Raw genomic sequence first — 20,557 nt, forward strand, 5'->3', positions numbered from 1 at the left:
GCTAACTCGTCTCACCACGAAACACCACGCGCACCAGCAGTCCATGGGGGCTGGCCTGATGCAGGCTGATATCGGCGCGGTGAGCGCGGCAGATCTCGCCGACGATGGCCAACCCCAGGCCAGCGCCCAGCCCCTGGGCCTGGCGCCGATAGAAGCGCTCGAACACTCGCTCCCGATCTTCCTCGGGAATGCCCGGCCCATCGTCCTCGACCTCCAGCACCCCCGGCTCCCTGACCCGCAGGATGACGTTGCCGCCGGCCTCGGTGTAAGCCATGGCATTGTCGACCAGGTTGCACAACAGCTCATTGAGCAGCGTCGGCTCGCCGCGAATCCACACCGGCTGCTCGGCCTCCAGCGCCAGGGCTACGCCGCGCGAATGAGCCAAAGGCGCCAGAGCCATGCCCAGTTCGCGGGCCAGCTGGCTGAGATCCAGGCGCAAAGCGCCGCCCTCGGCAATCGCCCGCGCACCGCTTTCGATCCGTGCCAATGACAACAGCTGGTTGGCCAGGTGAGTCAGGCGATCGGCATTGAGGGCCGCGTCCTCGAGCGTTGCGTGCCAGATGCGCGGATCCTGGTCACGCAGGCCCAGTTCGACGCGCGCCTTGAGCGCCGCCAGGGGCGTACGCAGCTCGTGGGAAGCATCGGCGATGAACTGCGACTGCCGCTCGAACAGGCCGCGCAGTCGGTCGTTGAACTGATTCAGGGCGTTGACCAGTGGCCGCAATTCTCTTGGCATGTCCTCGTCCGGCAGCGGGCGCAGGTCGTCGCTGCTGCGCGCGGCGACCGTTCTGCGCAGGCTTTCGAGCGGTCGCAACCCGGCGCTCACCGCCAACCAGACCAGCAGCAGCGCACTGAGCGACAGTAAGCCCATGCGCCACAACGTGCCCAACAGCAGATCTCGGGTCATGCGCTCCCGGGCACCCTGGGTTTCAGCCACGCGGATCTCGGCGACGCCGCTGTAACCGGGCTCGCTGACCGGCTGCAGGAAACTGACCACGCGCACGCCCTGCCCGCGGTAATCGCCATCGTAGAACTTGGCCAGCGCCGGGTAATCATTGGTTCGCGGCGTATTCGGCGGCGCCGCGGGCAGGTCTTCGTACCCCGAGACCAGCTCGCCCTTGGGGCCGAGCACCTGATAATAAATACGCCCGGCGCTGTCGTAGGCGAAGGTGTCCAGGGCGATATACGGCACATTGGCACTGAGCATGCCTTCGACGGCGTAGAGCCCGTCCGAGATCGCCCGAGCCGACGCCAGCAGGGTGCGATCGTAAGCCGTATCGGCCGCGTGGCGGGCACTCCAGTAGGCGGTCAGACTGCTGACCAGAAGGATCACCGTGAACAGCGCGGCGAGCCGGCGAATCAGCCGGCCACGCAGACTGCCTGGCCTATCCACCCGTGGCTTCCAGCAGATAGCCCAGGCCGCGGAAGGTGACGATGCGCACCGAACCGCCTTCGAGCTTCTTGCGCAGGCGGTGGACGTAGATTTCGATGGAGTCGGCGCTCGCCTCCTCGTCCAGGCCGAACACCTGGGAGGCCAGTTGCTCCTTGCTCATGACGCGCCCTGGCCGGGAGATCATCGCCTCGAGCACGGCCTGCTCGCGAGAGGTCAGATTGAGGCTCTCCTCCAGCAACGTGAAGCGCCGGGTATCCAGGTCGTAGACCAGGTCACCGCAGCGCAGTTGCTGCTCGCCACCCAGCATGCTACGGCGTAGTAAGGCCTTGACCCGCGCCTCCAGCTCACTCAGTTCGAAGGGTTTGGCCAGATAGTCGTCGGCCCCCAGATTCAAGCCGTGCACGCGGTCCTTGACCTCTCCGCGGGCCGTGAGCATCAACACCGGGATGGTCTTGCCGCGGGCGCGCAAGCGCGCCAGCACCTCGAAGCCGTCCATGCGCGGCAAGCCGACGTCCAGAATCGCCAGGGCGTACTCCTCGCTGCCAAGCGCGAGATCAGCCGCTACGCCATCATGCAGCACATCCACCGTCCATCCCGCACTCTTGAGCGCCTGGGTGACGCTCGCCGCCAATTGCGGATGATCCTCGACCAGCAGAATTCGCACTGCAACCTCCAACCGAACCATGGACTTGACCGCCATGTGTGGCGAGAGTTTACCGCTCGCGCACAAAGTTGGCAGTTACAGCATGAAAAGGCGACACATGTGCAACAACTTGCTGCATTGAAAGGTTGGTGAAAGGTTGCACTTCTAGGATCACTTCCCGGGCGGCTCGATCCTCCCAATCAGCGACTCGCACGGTGGCGTGCGGTCGTGACAACAATAACAATGGAGTATCACGCATGCCGATCGCCGCGCGCCGGGCTATCTCGTCTTCGAGCCTTTTGAGCCTCGCCCTGCCGGCTGCCTTCTTCGCCTCGCTCGCCCAGGCGAACCTCCCCGAGTACTCCGTTTCTAGCCTGGAAAATCAGACCCAGCCAGCCCTCTATCGTGCCCCTGAGCCAGCGCCCCGTGACCGTCGGGAAGACGCTCAGCAGCTCGAGGCAGCCCAGCAGACCAGCCGATACGCAGCCGAACACGACACAGCCGCCGAGCCGTCCGAGGCGATTGCCGATAGGGAGCGTATCGTGACCCAGCGCGCAGTCAACGAGCCAGGTGTACAAGCTCGTCGCACGCGACCAGGCGCGTTATTTGACCAATCGCAGCCCGCAGCCGCGAACAGTGCTGCAGACCATGCGGCTTATCTGCCCTTTTTCATCGCTTCTGCCGAACCCAGCACGGGTGGACGGCAGACGAGTCACGACTTCAAAGCGCTCGGCGTTCCTGTCCTGCGCTCCCGCCCACTAGGGTCTGTTCCCGTTTCACGCACGGCCGCGCTGAAACGGGAACAGACCCCAGGCAGCCCCGGCGATCATGCTGAAGTGGCGGACGCCGGCAGTGGCGACAGGCAATGGGAACGCAACGTCGACTTGAAGTATGTGGCACGCAGCGCTGCCGTCCGGGAAGCAGGCAACAGCCTGGCGCCCAAGCTACAGCGCTACCGCCTCGACCGATCAGCCGAGCATTCGCGCCTGTGCGCGTAGCGAGGCTCGCCCGTACCGCGCCATTGGCCGGTGTGATGCTGGTTACACAATAAAGACTCCAACGGAGAACAACCGATGAAAACATCTCTGCGTACCATCCTGCTGACCGCCTCCTGCCTGATGCTGGCGGGCCAGGCACTGGCCGACGAGCCCCGTCGTCCCGAGTGCATCGCACCGGCTGCCCCCGGCGGCGGCTTCGACCTGACCTGCAAACTGGCGCAGAGCGCGCTGGTCGAAAGCAAGCTGCTCAAGGCGCCGATGCGCGTGACCTACATGCCTGGCGGCGTTGGTGCAGTGGCCTATAACGCGGTAGTCGCCCAGCGTCCGTCCGAAGCGGGCACCATCACCGCCTTCTCCAGCGGCTCGCTACTCAACCTTGCGCAGGGCAAGTTCGGTCGTTTCGACGAGAACGCCGTGAAGTGGCTGGCTGGCGTCGGCACCAGCTACGGTGCTCTGGCGGTACGCAACGATTCGCCATTCAAGACCCTCGACGACCTGGTCAAGGCCTTGAAGGAAAACCCAGGCAAAGTGGTCATCGGTTCCGGCGGCACCGTCGGCAGCCAGGACTGGATGCAGACCGCACTGATTGCCCGCGCCGCCGGTATCGACCCACGCGAACTGCGCTACGTGGCAATGGAAGGCGGTGGCGAGCTGGCTACCGCCCTGCTCGGCGGCCACATCCAGGTAGCCAGTACCGACATCTCCGACTCCGTACCGCACATCGAAAGCGGTGACATGCGCATTCTCGCGGTGTTCTCTGAAGAGCGCCTGCCAGGTAACGTGGTCGCCAACATCCCGACCGCCAAGGAGCAGGGCTTCGACGTGGTGTGGCCGGTGATCCGCGGCTTCTACCTCGGCCCGAAAGTCAGCGACGAAGCGTACACCTGGTGGAAGAACGCCTTCGACCAGCTGCTGGCCTCCGAAGATTTCGCCAAGCTGCGTGAAGACCGTGAGCTCTATCCGTTCGCCATGACCGGTGACGAGCTGGACGCCTACGTCAAGAAGCAGGTCGCACAGTACAAGGAACTGGCCCAGGAATTCGGCCTGATCCAGCAGTAACACCCGCGCCGCATCCCTTACCCGGTCATCCTCTGGGCATTGCCCAGGGGATGCCTTTGTCATGCTCGAACGAGGACTTCCTCAATGTCACAACGCATTTTCGGCGTCGTGCTACTGCTCGCCTGCGTAGCGCTGGGTATCGTCGCCTGGGGCTATCACGCGCCTTTCTCCTATGAGCCGGTGGGCCCGCGCGCCTACCCGATGCTGCTGCTGATCCTGATGGGTCTGGGCGCCATCTATCTGCTGGTCAAGAAGCCGTCGAGCAGCGCTTCGCACAGTGACGAGCCGCCTCTGGACCGTCACGTGATCAGCAAGGTGATCGGCTGCGTGGTGATCCTCACCATCTATGCCGCCCTGTTCGAACCCCTGGGTTTCGTGCCGGCCAGCCTGATCTTCGGTATCGCCATGGCGCGTCTGTACGAAGGCACCTGGGTCGCCAGCGTGATTTCCGGTGTGGTACTGGCCATCGGTCTGTACCTGCTGTTCGACAAAATCCTCGACGTACCGCTGCCGCTCGGCATCCTGTCCTCCCTGGAGATCTGATCCGTGGATACTTTTAGCTACCTGGGTCAGGGCTTCGGCGTCGCCCTGAGCCCCTACAACCTGTTCACCGCGCTGTGCGGCACCCTGATCGGTACTATCGTCGGCCTGCTGCCGGGCCTGGGCCCGATCAACGGCGTGGCGCTGCTGATCCCCATCGCCTTCGCTCTCGGCCTGCCGCCGGAAACCGCGCTGATCCTGCTCGCTGCCGTGTACCTGGGCTGCGAATACGGCGGTCGTATTTCCTCCATTCTGCTGAACATTCCGGGCGAAGCTTCGGCCGTGATGACCACCCTGGACGGCTACCCACTGGCCCGTCAGGGCAAGGCCGGTGTCGCCCTGTCGATCTCCGCCTGGAGCTCGTTCGTCGGCGGCTTGATGGCCACCTGTGGCGTGGTGATCTTCGCCCCGCTGCTGGCCAAATGGGCGGTGGCGTTCGGCCCGGCCGAATACTTCGTGCTGATGGTGTTCGCCATCGTCTGCCTGGCGGGCATGGCCGGCAACAAACCAATGAAGACCGCGATCGCGGCCTGTATTGGCTTGTTCCTGTCGTGCGTCGGCATCGATTCGAACAGCGGCGTGTACCGCTTCACCTTCGGCAGCCTCGGCCTGGCCGACGGCATCCAGTTCGTGGTGTTGGTGCTCGGTCTGTTCTCGGTCAGCGAGATCCTCGTGCTGCTGGAGCGCACCCACCATGGCCAGAAGGCCATTGAAGCCAAGGGCCGCATGCTGTTCAACCTCAAGGAAGGCCTGTCGGTACTGGCCACCAACCTGCGCAGCGGCGCGGTCGGTTTCGGCCTGGGCATCCTGCCGGGCGCCGGTGCAACCCTGGCCAGCGCCGTGGCCTACATGAGCGAGAAGCGCCTGGCCCACAAGGACAACAAGTTCGGCAATGGTGACCTGCGCGGCCTGGCCGCTCCGGAAACCGCCAACAGCGCCTCGGCCTGCGGCTCCATGGTGCCGATGCTGACATTAGGCGTTCCTGGCTCAGGCACCACCGCGGTGATGCTCGGCGCCCTGACGCTGTACAACATCACCCCCGGCCCGCTGCTGTTCCAGAACCAGCCGGACATCGTCTGGGGTCTGATCGCCTCGCTGTTCGTGGCCAACGTCATGCTCATCGTGATGAACGTGCCGATGATCAAGGTGTTCACCAAGATCCTTGCCGTGCCTTACTGGGCCCTGGTGCCAGCCATCGCCATCATCACTTCGATCGGCGTTTACGCCGTGCACGCCACCGCGTTCGACCTGTATCTGATGATCGGCATCGGCATCGCCGGCTACATCCTGCGCAAGATGGACTTCCCGCTGTCGGCCATCCTCTTGGGCTTCATCCTTGGCGGCCTGATGGAACAGAACCTGCGCCGCGCCCTGTCGATCTCCAATGGTGACCTGGGCATCCTGTTCGCCAGCCCGATCACCTGGGGCGTGTGGACGCTGATCGTGGCGATGATCGCCCTGCCGTTCTACCGCGCCTGGCGCAGGCGCAGCGAGCGCAAGGCCGAAGCGGCCAATGCCTGATAGCGTCGACCCGCAAGGCAACGCCAGGCATCTGCGCAACTGGTGGCTCACGCCGCTGGTTGGCGCAGTCGGTGGTTATCTGGCCAGCCTCATCGGCTGGCCTTTGCCTTGGGTGATCGGCTCTCTGCTGGCAGTGATCCTGCTGCGCTGCAGCGGCGTACTCAGTCAGGAAATGCCCGGTGGTCGCCAGGTCGGCCAGTGGCTGGTGGCCGCCGGAATCGGCCTGCACTTCACCAGCGAAGTGCTCGAGCAGGTGCTTGGTAATCTGACGATCATCCTAATCGGTGCCTTCGCCACGCTCGCGCTGAGCGTCATCGGTATTGCCGGCCTGCGCCGCTCCGGTGTGGATCGCGCTACGGCCTTCTTCGCCAGCATGCCCGGCGGTGCCAGCGAAATGGTCAACCTGTCCCGCCGCCACGGCGCCCAGCCGGCACGTATCGCCGCCGCGCACAGCGTGCGGCTGCTGATGGTCATTTTGCTGATTCCGGCGCTGTTCACCTGGGGCTTGCCACCCGCCGAACCCGCACCCGCCATGCCGGTTGACTGGTTCTGGCTGGCGATCCTTCTGCCTGCGGGTGCGCTGCTGGCCTTGCTATGGCGACGGCTCGGGCAACCCAACCCGTGGATGCTCGGCCCGTTGACGCTGTGCGCCGCGGCCAGCGTGACCTTCGATCTGCATATCGGCATGCCCGGCTGGCTCGGTCAGCTAGGCCAGTGGTTGATCGGCTGCGCCCTGGGCTGTCATTTCGACCGGGCTTTCTTTCGCAGTGCCCCCAGCTTTCTCGCTCGGGTGGTGCTGTTCACGCTGCTGGCGATGATCGTCACGGCGCTGCTCGGTTCGGCCATCGGCTGGGTAAGCGGCATCGAGTCGGTTTCGCTGATGCTCGGCATGATGCCCGGCGGCATCACCGAACTGTGCCTGACCGCAGAAGCACTGCAGTTGTCGGTTGCCCTGGTCACGGCGCTACAGGCACTGCGCCTGTTCCTGGTGATGTTCCTGGCCGAGCCGTTGTACCGCCTGTGGCAGCGACACTCGCCACAGCCCTGACCGCTCATGCCTGACTTAACGTCGGGCTTTTTTAGCGGATATGTCCGCGCACGTGCTGTCGATATGGCTGGCTTACTCTTGTCCAGGTACGCACTGCGAGGAGTCGACATGTCCGCTTATCTGAAAAGCCTGCTCCTGCTGCTTTCCATTGGCCTGCTGGTCAGTGCTTGTGGCAAGGCCAGCCTCGCCTATCGCAACCTGGACTGGGTGATACCCTGGCGGGTCAATCAATACCTGGGCCTCGACTCACAACAGAAGGCCTGGCTCAAGCCAAGGGTGCAAGAGCACCTGGCCTGGCACTGCAGCACCGAGCTGCCACGCTATGTGGACTGGCTACAACGCACACAGGCGCTGCTTCAGGAACCTGCGCCGGACGCCGGCCAACTGGAGGCGCAAATGATCGACATCGAGCAGGCGTTCCACGCCATCGTGCAGGAAACCAACCCCACGGCGGTCGAGCTGCTCGCCGATCTACGCCCCGAACAGGTCGAGCAGCTCTACGCACGCATGGAAAAAGACAATCGCGAAGACCGCCAGGAATTTCTCGACCCGCCACTGCAGATCCAGATCAGCGAGCGCGCCGAGCGCCTGGAGAAGCGCCTGAAACCCTGGTTCGGCACATTCAACGAAACGCAGCGCGCACGCATCGGCCAGTGGGCCAGCGAGCGCCGCGACCAGAATCGCCAATGGCTGGACAATCGCGCACGTTGGCAGGATGAATTTCGCAGCGTGCTCGATCAGCGTGACGCCAAGGATTTTGCCCAGCGCATGAGCCACGTGCTGGAGAACCGCCGTGGCGCTCATGACGCACGGGCGCCCCAGGCCTACGAGCAATCGCGCCTGGCGATGGCCACCCTGCTCAGCGACCTGCTGGCCGCTGCCGACGAGCAGCAGCGCACCCGGGTGAACGAGCGCCTCGCGTCGCTGCAAAGCGACCTGGCCGGGCAGATCTGCTCCGGCTGATCGGCCCCCAGGGCTCGCTCACGAGCTTCACGCCGAGCTTTATCCATTTTGGCTGTAATGTGGCGGTAGCAGCCGTTCCCCTATCCTGTGGGAACGGGCCATGCCCCTGATGTTTCGCGGGCATGGCCCGCTCCCACAGGTACCGCATCGATGGCCGCTTCTGCCTTGAAGCTGCCCGTGCGCACGCCCGGAGAGATCGTGCACAAGCGTCAAGCCGGCGGCAGGCGCCAGTCGATCGGCGTCAGCCCGTGCTGCTCGAGGAACTTGTTGGTGCGGCTGAAATGCCCATTGCCGATGAAGCCCCGATGAGCGGACAGCGGTGAGGGATGGGGCGAGCGCAGTACCAGGTGTTTGCTGGTGTCGATCAGCCGCTCCTTGCTCTGCGCATGGGCACCCCACAGCAGGAACACCAGATGGGGGCGCTGTTCGCTGACCACCGAAATGATCCGATCGGTGAACGGCTGCCAGCCCTTGGCAGCGTGGGAGCCGGCGTTGGCCCGCTCGACGGTGAGCGAGGTATTGAGCAGCAGCACGCCCTGTTCCGCCCAGGACTGCAAGTTACCGTGGTTGGGAATATCGATATTGAGATCGCGCTTGAGCTCTTTGTAGATGTTCACCAGCGACGGCGGCGTGGCCACGCCCGGCTGCACCGAGAAACACAGGCCGTGGGCCTGGCCGGGGCCGTGGTAAGGGTCCTGGCCGATGATCACCACTTTCACCTGATCGAGCGGCGTGGAGTCCAGCGCGTTGAAGATCAGCGGGCCCGGTGGATAGATCTCCTTGCCTGCGGCCTTTTCCTGGCGCAGGAAATCACCCAGGGCGCTCATGTAGGGTTTGTCGAATTCGTCGTGAAGCGCCTGTTTCCAGCCGGCCTCCAGCTTGACCTTGTCTGCGGCGGACATGCCTGCTCCCGGTAATTCAATGAAACCGGCACGCTAGAGAAGCCTACAGACCAAGTCAAGGCGCCGCCCGATACTCAGATTGGCCGCAACGATTTCTGACCCGAAGGTGAATCGCCCGGCGCAACGCTGAGCAACCTTTGGCGCTACAGTTAAGGCAACACCGCTGAAGAGGACGACTCATGAGTACGGCACTTGAACCTTACAAACCCGGCATCTTCGACCTGACCCACAAGCTCACGGTGGAAAAGCACGGCCACACCGCCCTGCTCACCATCAACAACCCGCCTGCCAATACCTGGGACCGTGAATCGCTGATCGGCCTCAAGCAGCTCATCGACCACCTGGACCGCGACGACAACATCTATGCGCTGGTCATCACCGGCCAGGGCGGCAAGTTCTTCTCGGCCGGGGCTGACCTGAAATTGTTCGCTGATGGCGACAAGGCCCGCGCCCGCGAGATGGCCAGCCGCTTCGGCGAGGCCTTCGAACGGCTCAGCGCCTTCCGCGGCGTATCCATCGCGGCGATCAACGGCTATGCCATGGGCGGCGGGCTGGAATGCGCCCTGGCCTGCGACATCCGCATCGCCGAGCGCCAGGCCATGATGGCCTTGCCGGAGGCCAGCGTGGGCCTGCTGCCTTGTGCCGGCGGTACCCAGAACCTGCCCTGGCTGGTCGGCGAAGGCTGGGCCAAACGGATGATTCTGTGTGGCGAACGGGTCAATGCCGACACGGCGCTGCGCATCGGCCTGGTCGAACAGGTCGTCGATACCGGCGAGGCCCGCGGCCACGCGCTGCTGCTGGCCGCCAAGGTCGCCAGTCAGAGCCCGGTGGCGGTACGCGCCATCAAACCCTTGATCCAGGGCGCTCGTGAACGCGCGCCAACCACCTGGTTGCCTGCCGAACGCGAGCGTTTCGTCGACCTGTTCGACGCGGCCGATACGCGCGAAGGGGTCAACGCCTTTCTGGAAAAACGTACGGCCAACTGGCGCAATCAATGATGCTCACCGGCAACAGCCTCTGGAAATGCTCATGAATGTCACCTTCGAAGAACGTCCCAGCCTGCACGGCTATCGCATCGCCATTGCCAGCCTGGACGCGCCGGCGAGCCTCAATGCCCTCTCGCTGCCAATGATCGATGCCCTGCAGGATCGCCTGCGCGCCTGGGCCGAGGATGCCGATATCGCCTGCGTGCTGCTGCGCGGCAACGGCAGCAAGGCGTTCTGCGCCGGCGGCGATGTGGTGCAGCTGGCCAAACAGTGCCTGGCCTGCCCTGGCGAAGCGCCGGAACTGGCCGAGCGCTTCTTCGCCCACGAATACCGCCTCGATCACTACCTGCACACTTACGCCAAGCCGCTGATCTGCTGGGCCCATGGCCATGTGCTGGGCGGCGGCATGGGCTTGCTGCAGGGTGCGGGAATTCGCATCGTCACGCCGAGCAGTCGCCTGGCCATGCCGGAGATCAGCATCGGCCTGTTTCCGGACGTGGGCGGCAGCCACTTCCTGTCCCGCCTGCCAGGCAAGCTGGGCTTGTTCTTCGGATTGACGGCCAGCCCCCTGAACGCCCGCGACGCGCTCGACCTGAACCTGGCCGACCGCTTCCTGTTGGACACCCAGCAGGACGCCCTGATCGACGGACTGATTCAGCTCAACTGGCGCGATCAGCCGAACTTGCAACTGCACAGCCTGATAAAGGCGTTGGAGCAGCAGGCCCGCGCCGAGCTGCCGGCCGCCCAGTGGCTGCCGCGTCGCGAACGCATCGATACCCTGCTCGACCAGGCCAACCTGGCGCTGAGCTGGCAGGCATTGGCCTGCCTCGAAGACGATGACGACGCCCTGCTCGCCAAGGCTGCCAAGACCATGCTCGGCGGCAGCCCGTTGACCGGTCACCTGGTGTGGGAACAGATCAGGCGCGCCCGGCTCCTGTCATTGGCGCAGGTATTTCGGATGGAATATGGCATGAGCCTGAACTGCTGCCGCCACCCGGAATTCGCCGAAGGCGTACGGGCCAGGCTGATCGACAAGGATCACGCCCCACGCTGGCACTGGCCGGATGTCAGCCAGGTGCCAGAGCAGGTGATCACCGCGCATTTTGCCGCGCTCGACGATCACCCCCTGGCCGACCTGGCCTGATCGATCAACGCTCGCGCAGCGCCTCGGCGCGTGCGCGAATGATCGGTTTGAGCAGATAGCTGAGTACGCTCTTCTTGCCGGTGATGATATCCACCGAGGTGACCATGCCGGGAATGATCAGCAACGGGTGATCGTCGGTACCGAGGTGGCTTTTCTCGGTGCGCAACTTGATCAGGTAAAAGCTGTTGCCTTCCTCGTCGGTCACCGTGTCGGCACCGATCTGCTCGAGTTTGGCCTTCAGGCCGCCGTAGATGGTGTAGTCGTAGGCGGTGAACTTGACCACGGCTTCCTGGCCCGGGTGCAGGAAGGCGATGTCCTGCGGACGAATGCGCGCCTCGACCAGAATGGTGTCGTCGATGGGCACGATTTCCACCATGTCGCTGCCCGGCTGGATGACCCCACCGATGGTGTTGACCAACAGTTGCTTGACGATCCCCCGCACCGGCGAGGTAACCAGAGTGCGGTTGACCCGATCCTCCAGCGCCTTGCCGGTGGATTCGATCTTGCTGAGGTCGGTACGCGCCTCGTTCAACTGCGTCAGCGCTTCGCTACGGAAGCGCCCACGGGTTTCGTCGATCTTGCGCTCCACTTCCTTGATCGCCGCCTCGGCACGCGGAATCGCCAGACCGGTCGCCTCCAGCTGGCCGCGGCTTTCCACCTCGGCACGTTTAAGGCGCAACACCTCGACCGGCGACACGGCGCCTTCGGCCACCAGGGGCTCGGACATGCGGATTTCCTGGCGTAGCAACTCCAGGCTGTTACGGAACTGGCCCTGCTTGGACGCGTATTCGCGCACCTCCTGACGACGCTGGGTCAATTGCTCTTGCAGCCCGGCGATCTCGTCCTGCAGCTGCTGCTGGCGACTGAGAAACAGCGCCCTTTCGCTCTGCGCGAGGCCTGGAGCCTTGGCGGCGATGCCCTCGGGAATGGCCAGCTCGCGACCCTCGACCTCGGCACTCAGGCGCTCGACGCGCATGGCCAGCGACAACCGATCGGCCTCCGTTTCGCCCACGTTCGAGGCAAAACGGGTGTCATCCAGGCGCAGCAAGGGCATACCGGGCTCGACCACCTGCCCTTCGTGGACGAACAGCTCGGAAACGATGCCGCCTTCCAGGTTCTGAATCTTTTGCACACGCGAGGATGGAATGGCCTTGCCGTCACCGCGGGTCACTTCGTCGACCTGGGCGAAGTTGGCCCACAACAAGCAGAACACCACGAAGGCGATGATGCCCCACAGAGTCAGGCGCAGAACCCTGGGCGCATCTTCGATGAGTGCCTTGCGCACTTCCGGCAGGGGTTCGTCGCCGACCTCGTCACGGGGGCCGAAATAGGAAGCGGCAGCACGCATGAAGCGCTGGAAGGAATCCTTAACTGACACTGATCTGCCCCTTCTTCAACGCCTCCATGACGCTCTCTTTCGGACCGTCGGCGATGATGCGCCCGCGGTCGACGATGACCAGCCGCTCCACCAGCGTCAGCATCGAGGCCCGGTGGGTGACCAGCAGCAACGTCTTGTTCTTGCTGATGGCTGCCAGGCGCTGCTTGAGGCGCTCTTCGCCGGTGTTGTCCATCGCACTGGTAGGCTCGTCGAGTAGCAGAATCGGTGGATCCAGTAACAATGCCCGCGCCAGAGCCACGTTCTGGCGCTGACCGCCGGAGAGATTCTGGCCACGCTCACCGACCTGCAGCTCGTAGCCGTTGGGGTGCAAACGGGCGAACTCGTGTACGCCGGCCAGCTCGGCGGCTTGCAGCACGAGTTCGTCCTCGACGTAACGCGCGCCCGAGATCAGGTTGTCGCGCAGGGTGCCGGCGAACAACTGGATATCCTGGGGCACGTAGCCGATGTTGTAGCGCACGTCGCTGACATCCAGCTGGCGCACATCGATCCCGTCGACCAGCAGGCTGCCGGCGTCGAACTGATAGAGCCCGACGATCAGCTTTGCCAGGGAGCTTTTGCCGGAGCCACTACGGCCAATGATGCCGACCTTTTCTCCGGGACGGATCACCAGGTTGATGCTCTGCAAAGCAGCCTGCTGCTGATCCGGATAGTGGAAATCCAACTGGCGGAATTCGATACCGCCCTGCAACGTCTGACGTTTGAGCGGGCGCTCGTCGGCCTGGCGCTCCTGCGGCAGTTCCATCATCTGGTTGACCGAATCCAGCGTCACGCGCGCCTGCTGGTAACGGATCAACAGACCCGACACTTGTGCCAGCGGCCCCAGAGCCCGGGAGCTGAGCATGTAGCAGGCGATCAGGCCACCCATGCTCAGGTTGCCGGCGATGATCTGGTACACCCCCAGCACGATGATCACCACGCCGGCGAGTTGCTGCAGCAGCAGCGTCGAGTTCATCGCCAGGCTCGACAACATGCGTGCCTTGAGCTCGAAGCGGCCCAACGTCCCGATGGTTTGTTCCCAGATATACTGGCGCTCGCTTTCCGCATTATTGACCTTGATCGCATCGAGGCCCGCCAGGCTTTCGATCAGCCCGGACTGCCGCTCGGCCGCCAGGGCCATGCTGCGCTCCATGGTCGTGGCCAGTGGCTTTTGCAGCGCCCAGCCGATCAGCGCGACCAGCGGGAAAGCCAGAATGGGGATCCACACCAGATGCCCGCCAAGATAGGCGATGACCGCCAGGATCAGGATGGTGAACGGCAGGTCGATGACGCTGGCCAGCGTCAGCGACGCCAGGAAGTCGCGCAGGCTCTGAAACTCGTGAATGTTCTGGGCGAAGCTGCCGACCCGTGCCGGGCGATGCTTCATCGCCATGCCGACGATGCGCTCGAACAGGGTGGCCGAGATGATCATGTCGGTTTTCTTGCCGGCCAGATCCAGGCACAGGCCGCGCAAGGTCTTGAGCAGCAGATCGAAGATGAACACCCCGCAGATACCGACGGCCAGCACCCACAACGTGGCCTCGGCCTGGTTGGGCACGACACGGTCGTAGACGTTCATCACGAACAGCGGGGTGACCAGGCCGATCAGGTTGATCAGTAGACTCGCCGCAACGGCATCGATGTAAAGCCAACGCGAACGCTTGAGGGTATCTTTGAACCACGAGCTGGCGCGGGGGATGAGCTCGCCACGAGTGAAGTCGAACTTGTGCTGAGGCTGGGCAAAGAACACCCGGCCGCTGTAATCCTCAGCCAGGGTTTCGATACTGACCCGTACCTCGCCGCCTTCCGTCTCGCTGGGCATGATGCGCGCCTGCCCATCGGTCTCCCAGCCAAGCAGCAGCGCACTGCGGCCGTCGCGCAGCAATAGCAGCGCGGGTAGAGCCAACTCGGGAATCTTGTCGAGATTGCGACGCAGCCAGCGGCCCTGGAGGCCTGCGCGGGCAGCCGCCCGCGGCAGCAGTTCGGCACTCAGGCGCTGCTTGGGTAACGGTAGCCCGGCAGTGAGCATGGCCCGACTGACGGACTTCTGATGGAGACTGCACAGCGACAGTAAACTATCCAGCAGAGGATCGTCGTAACGGTCACGAGGATCATTACGTGGCTGGGATGGATCAGGTTCTACTGCCACTGCACATTTACCCTTACCTTAAAAACCGAACTCTAGTTCATGTTGGGCAGTTGCACATTAGTCCTGATGGTATCCAGCGGCACGGAGGCCATCGGTGCCGAGATTCCCTGGCTTCTGAGCAGCGTACCGGTGGTCGCCTTGATACGGTAATGGGTGAACAGTTCGGTAAAACGCACTTCCTGCAGGCGGCGGGCGGCGGTGAAGTATTCGTTTTCGCTGTCGAGCAGATCCAGCAGGGTGCGCTCACCCAGGCCGAACTGCTTCTGGTAGGAGTCGCGCACCCGGGAGCTGTGGTCGACGTACTGCTGGGCGATCGGCAATTGTGCACGGGCATTCTGCAGCGCGTTCCAGGCCAGGCCGACTTCCTCGTTGAGCACGCGCAACGCATTGTTGCGAATGTCCATGGCCTGGTTGCTCAGGTACGCCCTGGAACGCACGTTAGCGCTGTCGCTACCACCTGCATAGAGGTTGTAGCGCATGCGCACCATCGCCTGCCATTCCTTGTTTTCGCCGTTCACGCCATCGACGTTATTGTTGAGGCCGGTGGACACTTCCGCGTCGAAGCGAGGGTAGTAAGTACTTTTTGCCGCGGCGTATTGCGCCTCGGTGGCCTTGACGTCGGCCTCGGCCGAACTGATGTTGGGGTTGTTGGCCAGCAGCTCGTCGCGGGCAGCTGTCAGGCTTTCGGGCAGGTGCACGCCCATGTTGTCCGGCATGCTGAGATCAACGGCCTCGCGGCCCACCACGCTCAGGTAGGTGACCTGGGCATCGGCCAGGTTGGTCTGCTCGGTCAGCAGGTTGTTACGCGCCTGAGCCAGGCGCGCCTCGGCCTGATCGAGATCGGCCATACGGCCCACGCCGCGTTCGCTGCGCAGGGAAATCTGATCGTAGATGCGCTCGTGGCTGCGCAGGTTCTCTTCCGCCAAGCGCGCCAGCTCCTGGCGCTGCAGAACATCCAGATACACTTGGGCCACTTCCAGCGCGGTCCGCTCGGAGTTGGCCAGTAACGAATAGGCGCGGGCGTTGACTGTAGCCCGCTGGCGCGCAACTTCATTACGGGTGGCGAAACCATCAAAGAGCATCTGCTGGACGGTCAGGCTCGACTCGGAGCGATTGAGCGTCCGGTAACCTCGGTCATCCCTGGCGCGGGTACTGTTGTTGTCGGTGCCCTCGCGGCCATAACCGGCCTGCACGTCGACACGCGGCAGATAACCTGCCCGTGCTGCCTTCATTTCCTCCTCGACCGCCAGCCGCGCATTGATGCCGGACTGAATTTCAGGATGCACGGTGAGTGCGTTCTGCATGGCCTCGGTCAACGTCTGCGCCTGGGCTGAAACGGAAATGGCGAGGGCAAGAGGAAGCGTGGCGATGAAACGCATGGTCAGTAAACTCCCTGTTAAGGCCAACATGTTTTGTCGGTGTAGATCAAGTCGCTGGGCAACCGACCGAAGACTATCATTGCCACTGAACTTCAGTGTTTGGCGGAAGACCAAACACTGAAAAATATCAAAGTGACATCAACGGTTCTGATTGTTTATGATCTGACCCGAAGGGTCAATACTCTGGCGGCAGCCCTAGAGCAATAAATTTCCGCCAATTATATGACGACATGTTTTCAGCAGTATCCGCTATAAATCGGTATAGACGCATTTCACAGATGTTACCTCGCGCATGCGCATGGAGCTGGTTATGAGCAATTTCGCCGCCGTCATCAAATCTCTGATTGGTCAAGTTTTCGTTACCTCAGTCGACGGAGTCCGGCGCCAGGTATTCGAGGGAGATCGCATCTTCGCTGGCGAGCAGGTCACCACGGCCGATGGCGGCTCTGTGACGCTCGAGATGGCGAATGGCGAAACTGTCAAACTCGGCGCCAATAGCTCCTGGCAGGCCGGCAATCCAGACACTCGGGATGCCGCCGAGGCCGCGCAAGCACCCTCCAGTGAGTTCGAGCAAGCCCTGGCGGCGGGCATGGACCCCACCGTCGACCTCGAGCCGACCGCGGCAGGCCCTGGCGCAGGTGGCGGCGGTGGCAGCGCAGGTGGCGGCCATAGTGCGGTAATGCTCAGCGAGACGGCACAGCGCGTCGATCCAACGATCGGTTTCCAGACTACCGGCCTGGGTACTCCAGGTTTCAACCTGATCGAGGACAACGATCCCGCCATTTTCACCGCCGCGGCTGCCACCCCCACAACCTCGCCTGACACCACTGCGCCGGTCGTGACCATCAGCATCGACCCGATCACTGGCGATGACGTACTCAACAGCTCAGAACTGAGCGCCGCCACAGTGAACATTACCGGTACGGTCGGCGGCGAAGCCAGGGTCGGCGATGCAATCACGCTGAACCTGGGTGGCAACGTCTATAGCGGTACGGTCGTCGCACTCGGCAACGGAGCGCTGGGCTTCAGTATTCCGGTCAGCAGCGCTGACCTCGGCACCTTCAGCAGCATTAGCGCGACAGTCAGCAGCGCCGATGCGGCAGGTAACGTCGGCACCGCCACCGCGAATCGGCCCTACACCATCGATACCATAGCGCCGGTCATCACCGTCAATGCTCCGGCCGTCACCAATGACACCACGCCGACTATCACCGGCACCACCGATGCGCCGGTTGGCAGTACCGTTACGCTGACCATCACCCAGGGCAGTACCGTCATTACTGTGACTACACCGGTTCTGGCTGGTGGGACTTTTACCGTCGATGTGCCCCAGGCATTGGTCGAAGGCCCTTATACCGTTGGGGCGCAGGTAAATGATCCGGCGGGCAACACGGGCTCTGCTACTAACAGTGGCGCCATCGACACTACCGCTCCGGCGATTACGGTCGATACTCCGGCCATCACCAATGACACCACGCCGACCATCACTGGGACTACCGATGCGCCGGTGGGCAGCACCGTCGCGCTGACTATCACCCAAGGCACGACCACCTACACCGTAAATACGCCAGTTCTGGCTGGCGGTACCTACAGCGTCGAGCTCACTCAGCCGTTGGTTGAAGGCCCGTATACCGTTGAGGCTCAGGTGACTGACCAGGCGGGCAACACCGGCTCGGCCAACGACAGCGGCGCCATCGACACCACCGCTCCGCTGATCACCGTCGATGCCCCGGCCATCACCAATGACACCACGCCGACCATCACTGGGACTACCGATGCGCCGGTGGGCAGCACCGTTACGCTGACTGTCACTCAGAACGGTTCAAGCTTCACCGTTACCACGCCAGTTCTGGCTGGCGGTACCTACAGCGTCGAGCTGACTCAGCCGTTGGTTGAAGGCCCGTATACCGTTGAGGCTCAGGTGACTGACCAGGCGGGCAACACCGGCTCGGCCAACGACAGCGGCGCCATCGACACCACTGCTCCGCTGATCACCGTCGATGCCCCGGCCATCACCAATGACACCACGCCGACCATCACTGGGACTACCGACGCGCCGGTGGGCAGCGTAGTTACGCTGACAATTACTCAGGGCACAACCGTTCTGACCACCACGGCTACCGTAGTCGCGGGAGGGACTTATTCTGCCGATGTACCGGCTGGTTTGGTGGAGGGCTCCTACTCTGTAGATGCCAAGGTTACTGACGCCGCCGGCAACACCGGTTCGGCGACCGACAGCGGCGCCATTGACACCACCGCGCCGGTACCAACTATCACCCTCGATGCCAACATCACTGCCGATGACGTGATCAACATCGCCGAGTCGGGTCAGCAGATTCCGGTTACCGGTAATGTCGGCGGCGACGCCAAGGTTGGCGATACCGTAACCCTGACCGTCAATGGCAAGACCTTCACGGGCCAAGTTCAGGCGAACAACACCTTTAGCATCAACGTGCCAGGTGCTGATCTGGTCGCTGATGCGGGCAAGACGGTTACCGCCAGCATCAGCACCACCGATGCGGCCGGCAATGTCGGCACTGCAACGGCTACCGAGGGCTACAGCGTCGACATCACAGCACCGCTGATCACTGTCGATGCTCCGGCCATCACCAACGACACCACGCCGACTATCACCGGTACTACCGACGCACCGGTGGGCAGCATCGTTACGCTGACCATTACACAAGGCACCAACACCTTTACCGTAAACACGCCGGTACTGGCGGGCGGCACCTACAGCATCGAACTGACTCAACCTTTGGTGGACGGCCCATATTCGGTTGATGCGAGAGTCACCGATGCCGCTGGCAACCCCGGTTCGGCCAATGACAATGGCACCATCAACACCACGGCCCCATTGATCACCGTTGATGCTCCGGTTATCACCAACAACACCACACCGACCATCATAGGTACCAGTGACGCGCCGGTAGGCAGCACTGTCACACTGACCATTGTCCAGGGCACCAACACCTTTACCGTGGATACGCCGGTGCTTGCTGACGGCACCTACAGCGTCGAACTACCTCAGCCACTAGCTGAAGGCCCCTACTCCGTTAATGCCGAGGTCACTGACGCTGCGGGCAACACTGGTTCAGCTACTGACAGTGGAGCAATCGACACTACGGCTCCGCTGATCACTGTCGATGCTCCGGCCATTACCAATGACACCACGCCGACTATTACCGGTACGACCGATGCTCCGGTGGGCAGCGTGGTTACGCTGACCATTACGCAGGGCACCAACACCTATACTGTCAATACGCCGGTACTGGCTGATGGTACCTATAACATCGAACTGCCTCAGCCATTGGCTGAAGGCTCTTACTCCGTCGATGCTAAAGTCACCGATGCGGCTGGCAACACAGGCTCTGCTACCGACAGCGGTGCCATCGATACTACGCCGCCAGCCCCGACCATCACCCTCGATGCCAATATCACCGCCGATAACGTCATCAATATCGCCGAATCGAGTCAGCAGATTCCGGTTACCGGCACCGTCGGCGGCGATGCCAAGATCGGCGATACCGTTACCCTGACCGTCAATGGCAAGGAGTTCACCGGTTCGGTCGTTGCCAATGCATATGGCACCCTGGGCTTCAGCATCAACGTCCCAGGTGCTGATCTGGTCGCCGACGCTGGCAAGACCGTAACCGCAAGCATCTCGACCACCGATGCGGCCGGCAACATCGGCACGGCGACAGACACCGAAGGCTACAGCGTCGATGTCACCGCACCAGTTCCGACCATTACCCTCGACGCCAATATCACCGCCGATGACGTCATCAATATCGCCGAATCGAGTCAGCAAATCCCGGTCACCGGCACCGTCGGCGGCGACGCCAAGGTCGGCGATACCGTTACCCTGACCGTCAATGGCAAGGAGTTCACCGGTTCGGTCGTTGCCAATGCAAATGGCACGCTGGGCTTCAGCATCAACGTGCCCGGCGCTGATCTGGTCGCCGACGCTGGCAAAACCATCAGCGCCAGCATCAGCACTACCGATGCCGCCGGCAACATCGGCACGGCGACGGACACCGAAGGCTATAGCGTCGACGTCACCGCTCCCGTTCCGACCATCACGCTGGATGCCAATATCACCGCCGACGACGTGATCAATATTGCCGAGTCGAGCCAACAGATCCCGGTTACCGGCACTGTGGGCGGCGATGCCAAGATCGGCGATACCGTTACCCTGACCGTCAATGGCAAGGAGTTCACCGGTTCGGTCGTTGCCAATGCAAATGGCACCCTGGGCTTCAGCATCAACGTCCCAGGTGCTGATCTGGTCGCCGACGCTGGCAAGACCATCAGCGCCAGCATCAGCACTACCGATGCCGCCGGCAACATCGGCACGGCGACAGACACCGAAGGCTACAGCGTCGATGTCACCGCACCAGTTCCGACCATTACCCTCGACGCCAATATCACCGCCGATGACGTCATCAATATCGCCG

The 20,557-nt window shown here is 62.9% G+C and carries 15 protein-coding genes; 9 read left to right on the forward strand and 6 right to left on the reverse strand.

Annotated elements, in window-relative coordinates; translation table 11 throughout:
• Window position 1: 1 nt before the first annotated feature.
• Window positions 2-1,393 carry a sensor histidine kinase gene (locus BVH03_RS24750; protein WP_075963668.1) on the reverse strand — a complete coding sequence of 464 codons (1,392 nt, stop codon included), beginning with the start codon at window positions 1,391-1,393 and terminating at the stop codon, window positions 2-4.
• Window positions 1,386-2,057, reverse strand: coding sequence for a response regulator (locus tag BVH03_RS24755; protein ID WP_075963669.1), 672 nt, complete (start codon window positions 2,055-2,057; stop codon window positions 1,386-1,388). Before BVH03_RS24755 ends, BVH03_RS24750 begins: the two co-directional genes overlap by 8 nt.
• Before the next feature lie 236 nt (window positions 2,058-2,293).
• Here BVH03_RS24755 and BVH03_RS24760 point away from each other — a divergent pair, with 236 nt between their 5' ends.
• The 6 genes from BVH03_RS24760 to BVH03_RS24785 all read left to right on the forward strand — a co-directional run bounded on the left by BVH03_RS24760 (window position 2,294) and on the right by BVH03_RS24785 (window position 8,165).
• The gene (locus tag BVH03_RS24760) at window positions 2,294-3,034 is read left to right on the forward strand and encodes a hypothetical protein (RefSeq protein WP_075963670.1); all 741 of its coding nucleotides are present in this window, start codon (window positions 2,294-2,296) and stop codon (window positions 3,032-3,034) included.
• Window positions 3,035-3,109: 75 nt separating this feature from the next.
• A complete protein-coding gene (locus BVH03_RS24765; protein WP_075963671.1) occupies window positions 3,110-4,093 on the forward strand; it encodes a tripartite tricarboxylate transporter substrate binding protein in 984 nt (327 codons plus the stop codon).
• Between the two features lie 84 nt (window positions 4,094-4,177).
• Window positions 4,178-4,636 carry a tripartite tricarboxylate transporter TctB family protein gene (locus tag BVH03_RS24770; RefSeq protein WP_075963672.1) on the forward strand — a complete coding sequence of 153 codons (459 nt, stop codon included), beginning with the start codon at window positions 4,178-4,180 and terminating at the stop codon, window positions 4,634-4,636.
• A 3-nt stretch (window positions 4,637-4,639) separates the two neighbouring features.
• Complete coding sequence (locus tag BVH03_RS24775; protein ID WP_075963673.1) at window positions 4,640-6,154, forward strand: tripartite tricarboxylate transporter permease; 1,515 nt, start codon at window positions 4,640-4,642, stop codon at window positions 6,152-6,154.
• Window positions 6,147-7,202: an AbrB family transcriptional regulator gene (locus BVH03_RS24780; RefSeq protein WP_075963674.1), complete on the forward strand. Its 1,056-nt coding sequence runs from the start codon at window positions 6,147-6,149 to the stop codon at window positions 7,200-7,202. Before BVH03_RS24775 ends, BVH03_RS24780 begins: the two co-directional genes overlap by 8 nt.
• Before the next feature lie 108 nt (window positions 7,203-7,310).
• Window positions 7,311-8,165, forward strand: coding sequence for a DUF6279 family lipoprotein (locus tag BVH03_RS24785; RefSeq protein WP_075963675.1), 855 nt, complete (start codon window positions 7,311-7,313; stop codon window positions 8,163-8,165).
• A 209-nt stretch (window positions 8,166-8,374) separates the two neighbouring features.
• Here the strand turns inward: BVH03_RS24785 and ung are convergent, their stop codons facing one another.
• Complete coding sequence (gene ung / locus BVH03_RS24790) at window positions 8,375-9,067, reverse strand: uracil-DNA glycosylase (RefSeq protein ID WP_075963676.1); 693 nt, start codon at window positions 9,065-9,067, stop codon at window positions 8,375-8,377.
• 179 nt (window positions 9,068-9,246) lie between these two features.
• Here ung and BVH03_RS24795 point away from each other — a divergent pair, with 179 nt between their 5' ends.
• Both BVH03_RS24795 and BVH03_RS24800 read left to right on the forward strand, forming a co-directional pair.
• Window positions 9,247-10,065 (forward strand): enoyl-CoA hydratase, encoded by an 819-nt coding sequence (locus tag BVH03_RS24795; protein WP_075963677.1) that lies wholly within the window; start codon window positions 9,247-9,249, stop codon window positions 10,063-10,065.
• 31 nt (window positions 10,066-10,096) lie between these two features.
• Window positions 10,097-11,197: an enoyl-CoA hydratase/isomerase family protein gene (locus BVH03_RS24800; protein WP_075963678.1), complete on the forward strand. Its 1,101-nt coding sequence runs from the start codon at window positions 10,097-10,099 to the stop codon at window positions 11,195-11,197.
• Between the two features lie 4 nt (window positions 11,198-11,201).
• Here BVH03_RS24800 and BVH03_RS24805 read toward each other — a convergent pair whose 3' ends face one another.
• The 3 genes from BVH03_RS24805 to BVH03_RS24815 are packed head-to-tail and all read right to left on the reverse strand — an operon-like array spanning window position 11,202 to window position 16,106.
• The gene (locus BVH03_RS24805; protein WP_075963679.1) at window positions 11,202-12,545 is read right to left on the reverse strand and encodes an HlyD family type I secretion periplasmic adaptor subunit; all 1,344 of its coding nucleotides are present in this window, start codon (window positions 12,543-12,545) and stop codon (window positions 11,202-11,204) included.
• A 19-nt stretch (window positions 12,546-12,564) separates the two neighbouring features.
• Entirely contained in the window at window positions 12,565-14,721 is a 2,157-nt protein-coding gene (locus BVH03_RS24810) for a type I secretion system permease/ATPase (protein ID WP_075963680.1), read from the reverse strand.
• A 32-nt stretch (window positions 14,722-14,753) separates the two neighbouring features.
• Window positions 14,754-16,106: a TolC family outer membrane protein gene (locus tag BVH03_RS24815; protein WP_075963753.1), complete on the reverse strand. Its 1,353-nt coding sequence runs from the start codon at window positions 16,104-16,106 to the stop codon at window positions 14,754-14,756.
• A gap of 304 nt (window positions 16,107-16,410) precedes the next feature.
• Between BVH03_RS24815 and BVH03_RS24820 the strand changes: the two genes are divergently transcribed.
• Window positions 16,411-20,557: retention module-containing protein (locus BVH03_RS24820; protein ID WP_075963681.1), on the forward strand; the 4,147-nt coding region annotated here is incomplete at its 3' end.

The sequence above is a fragment of the Pseudomonas sp. PA15(2017) genome (assembly GCF_001945395.1).
GTDB lineage: Bacteria > Pseudomonadota > Gammaproteobacteria > Pseudomonadales > Pseudomonadaceae > Aquipseudomonas.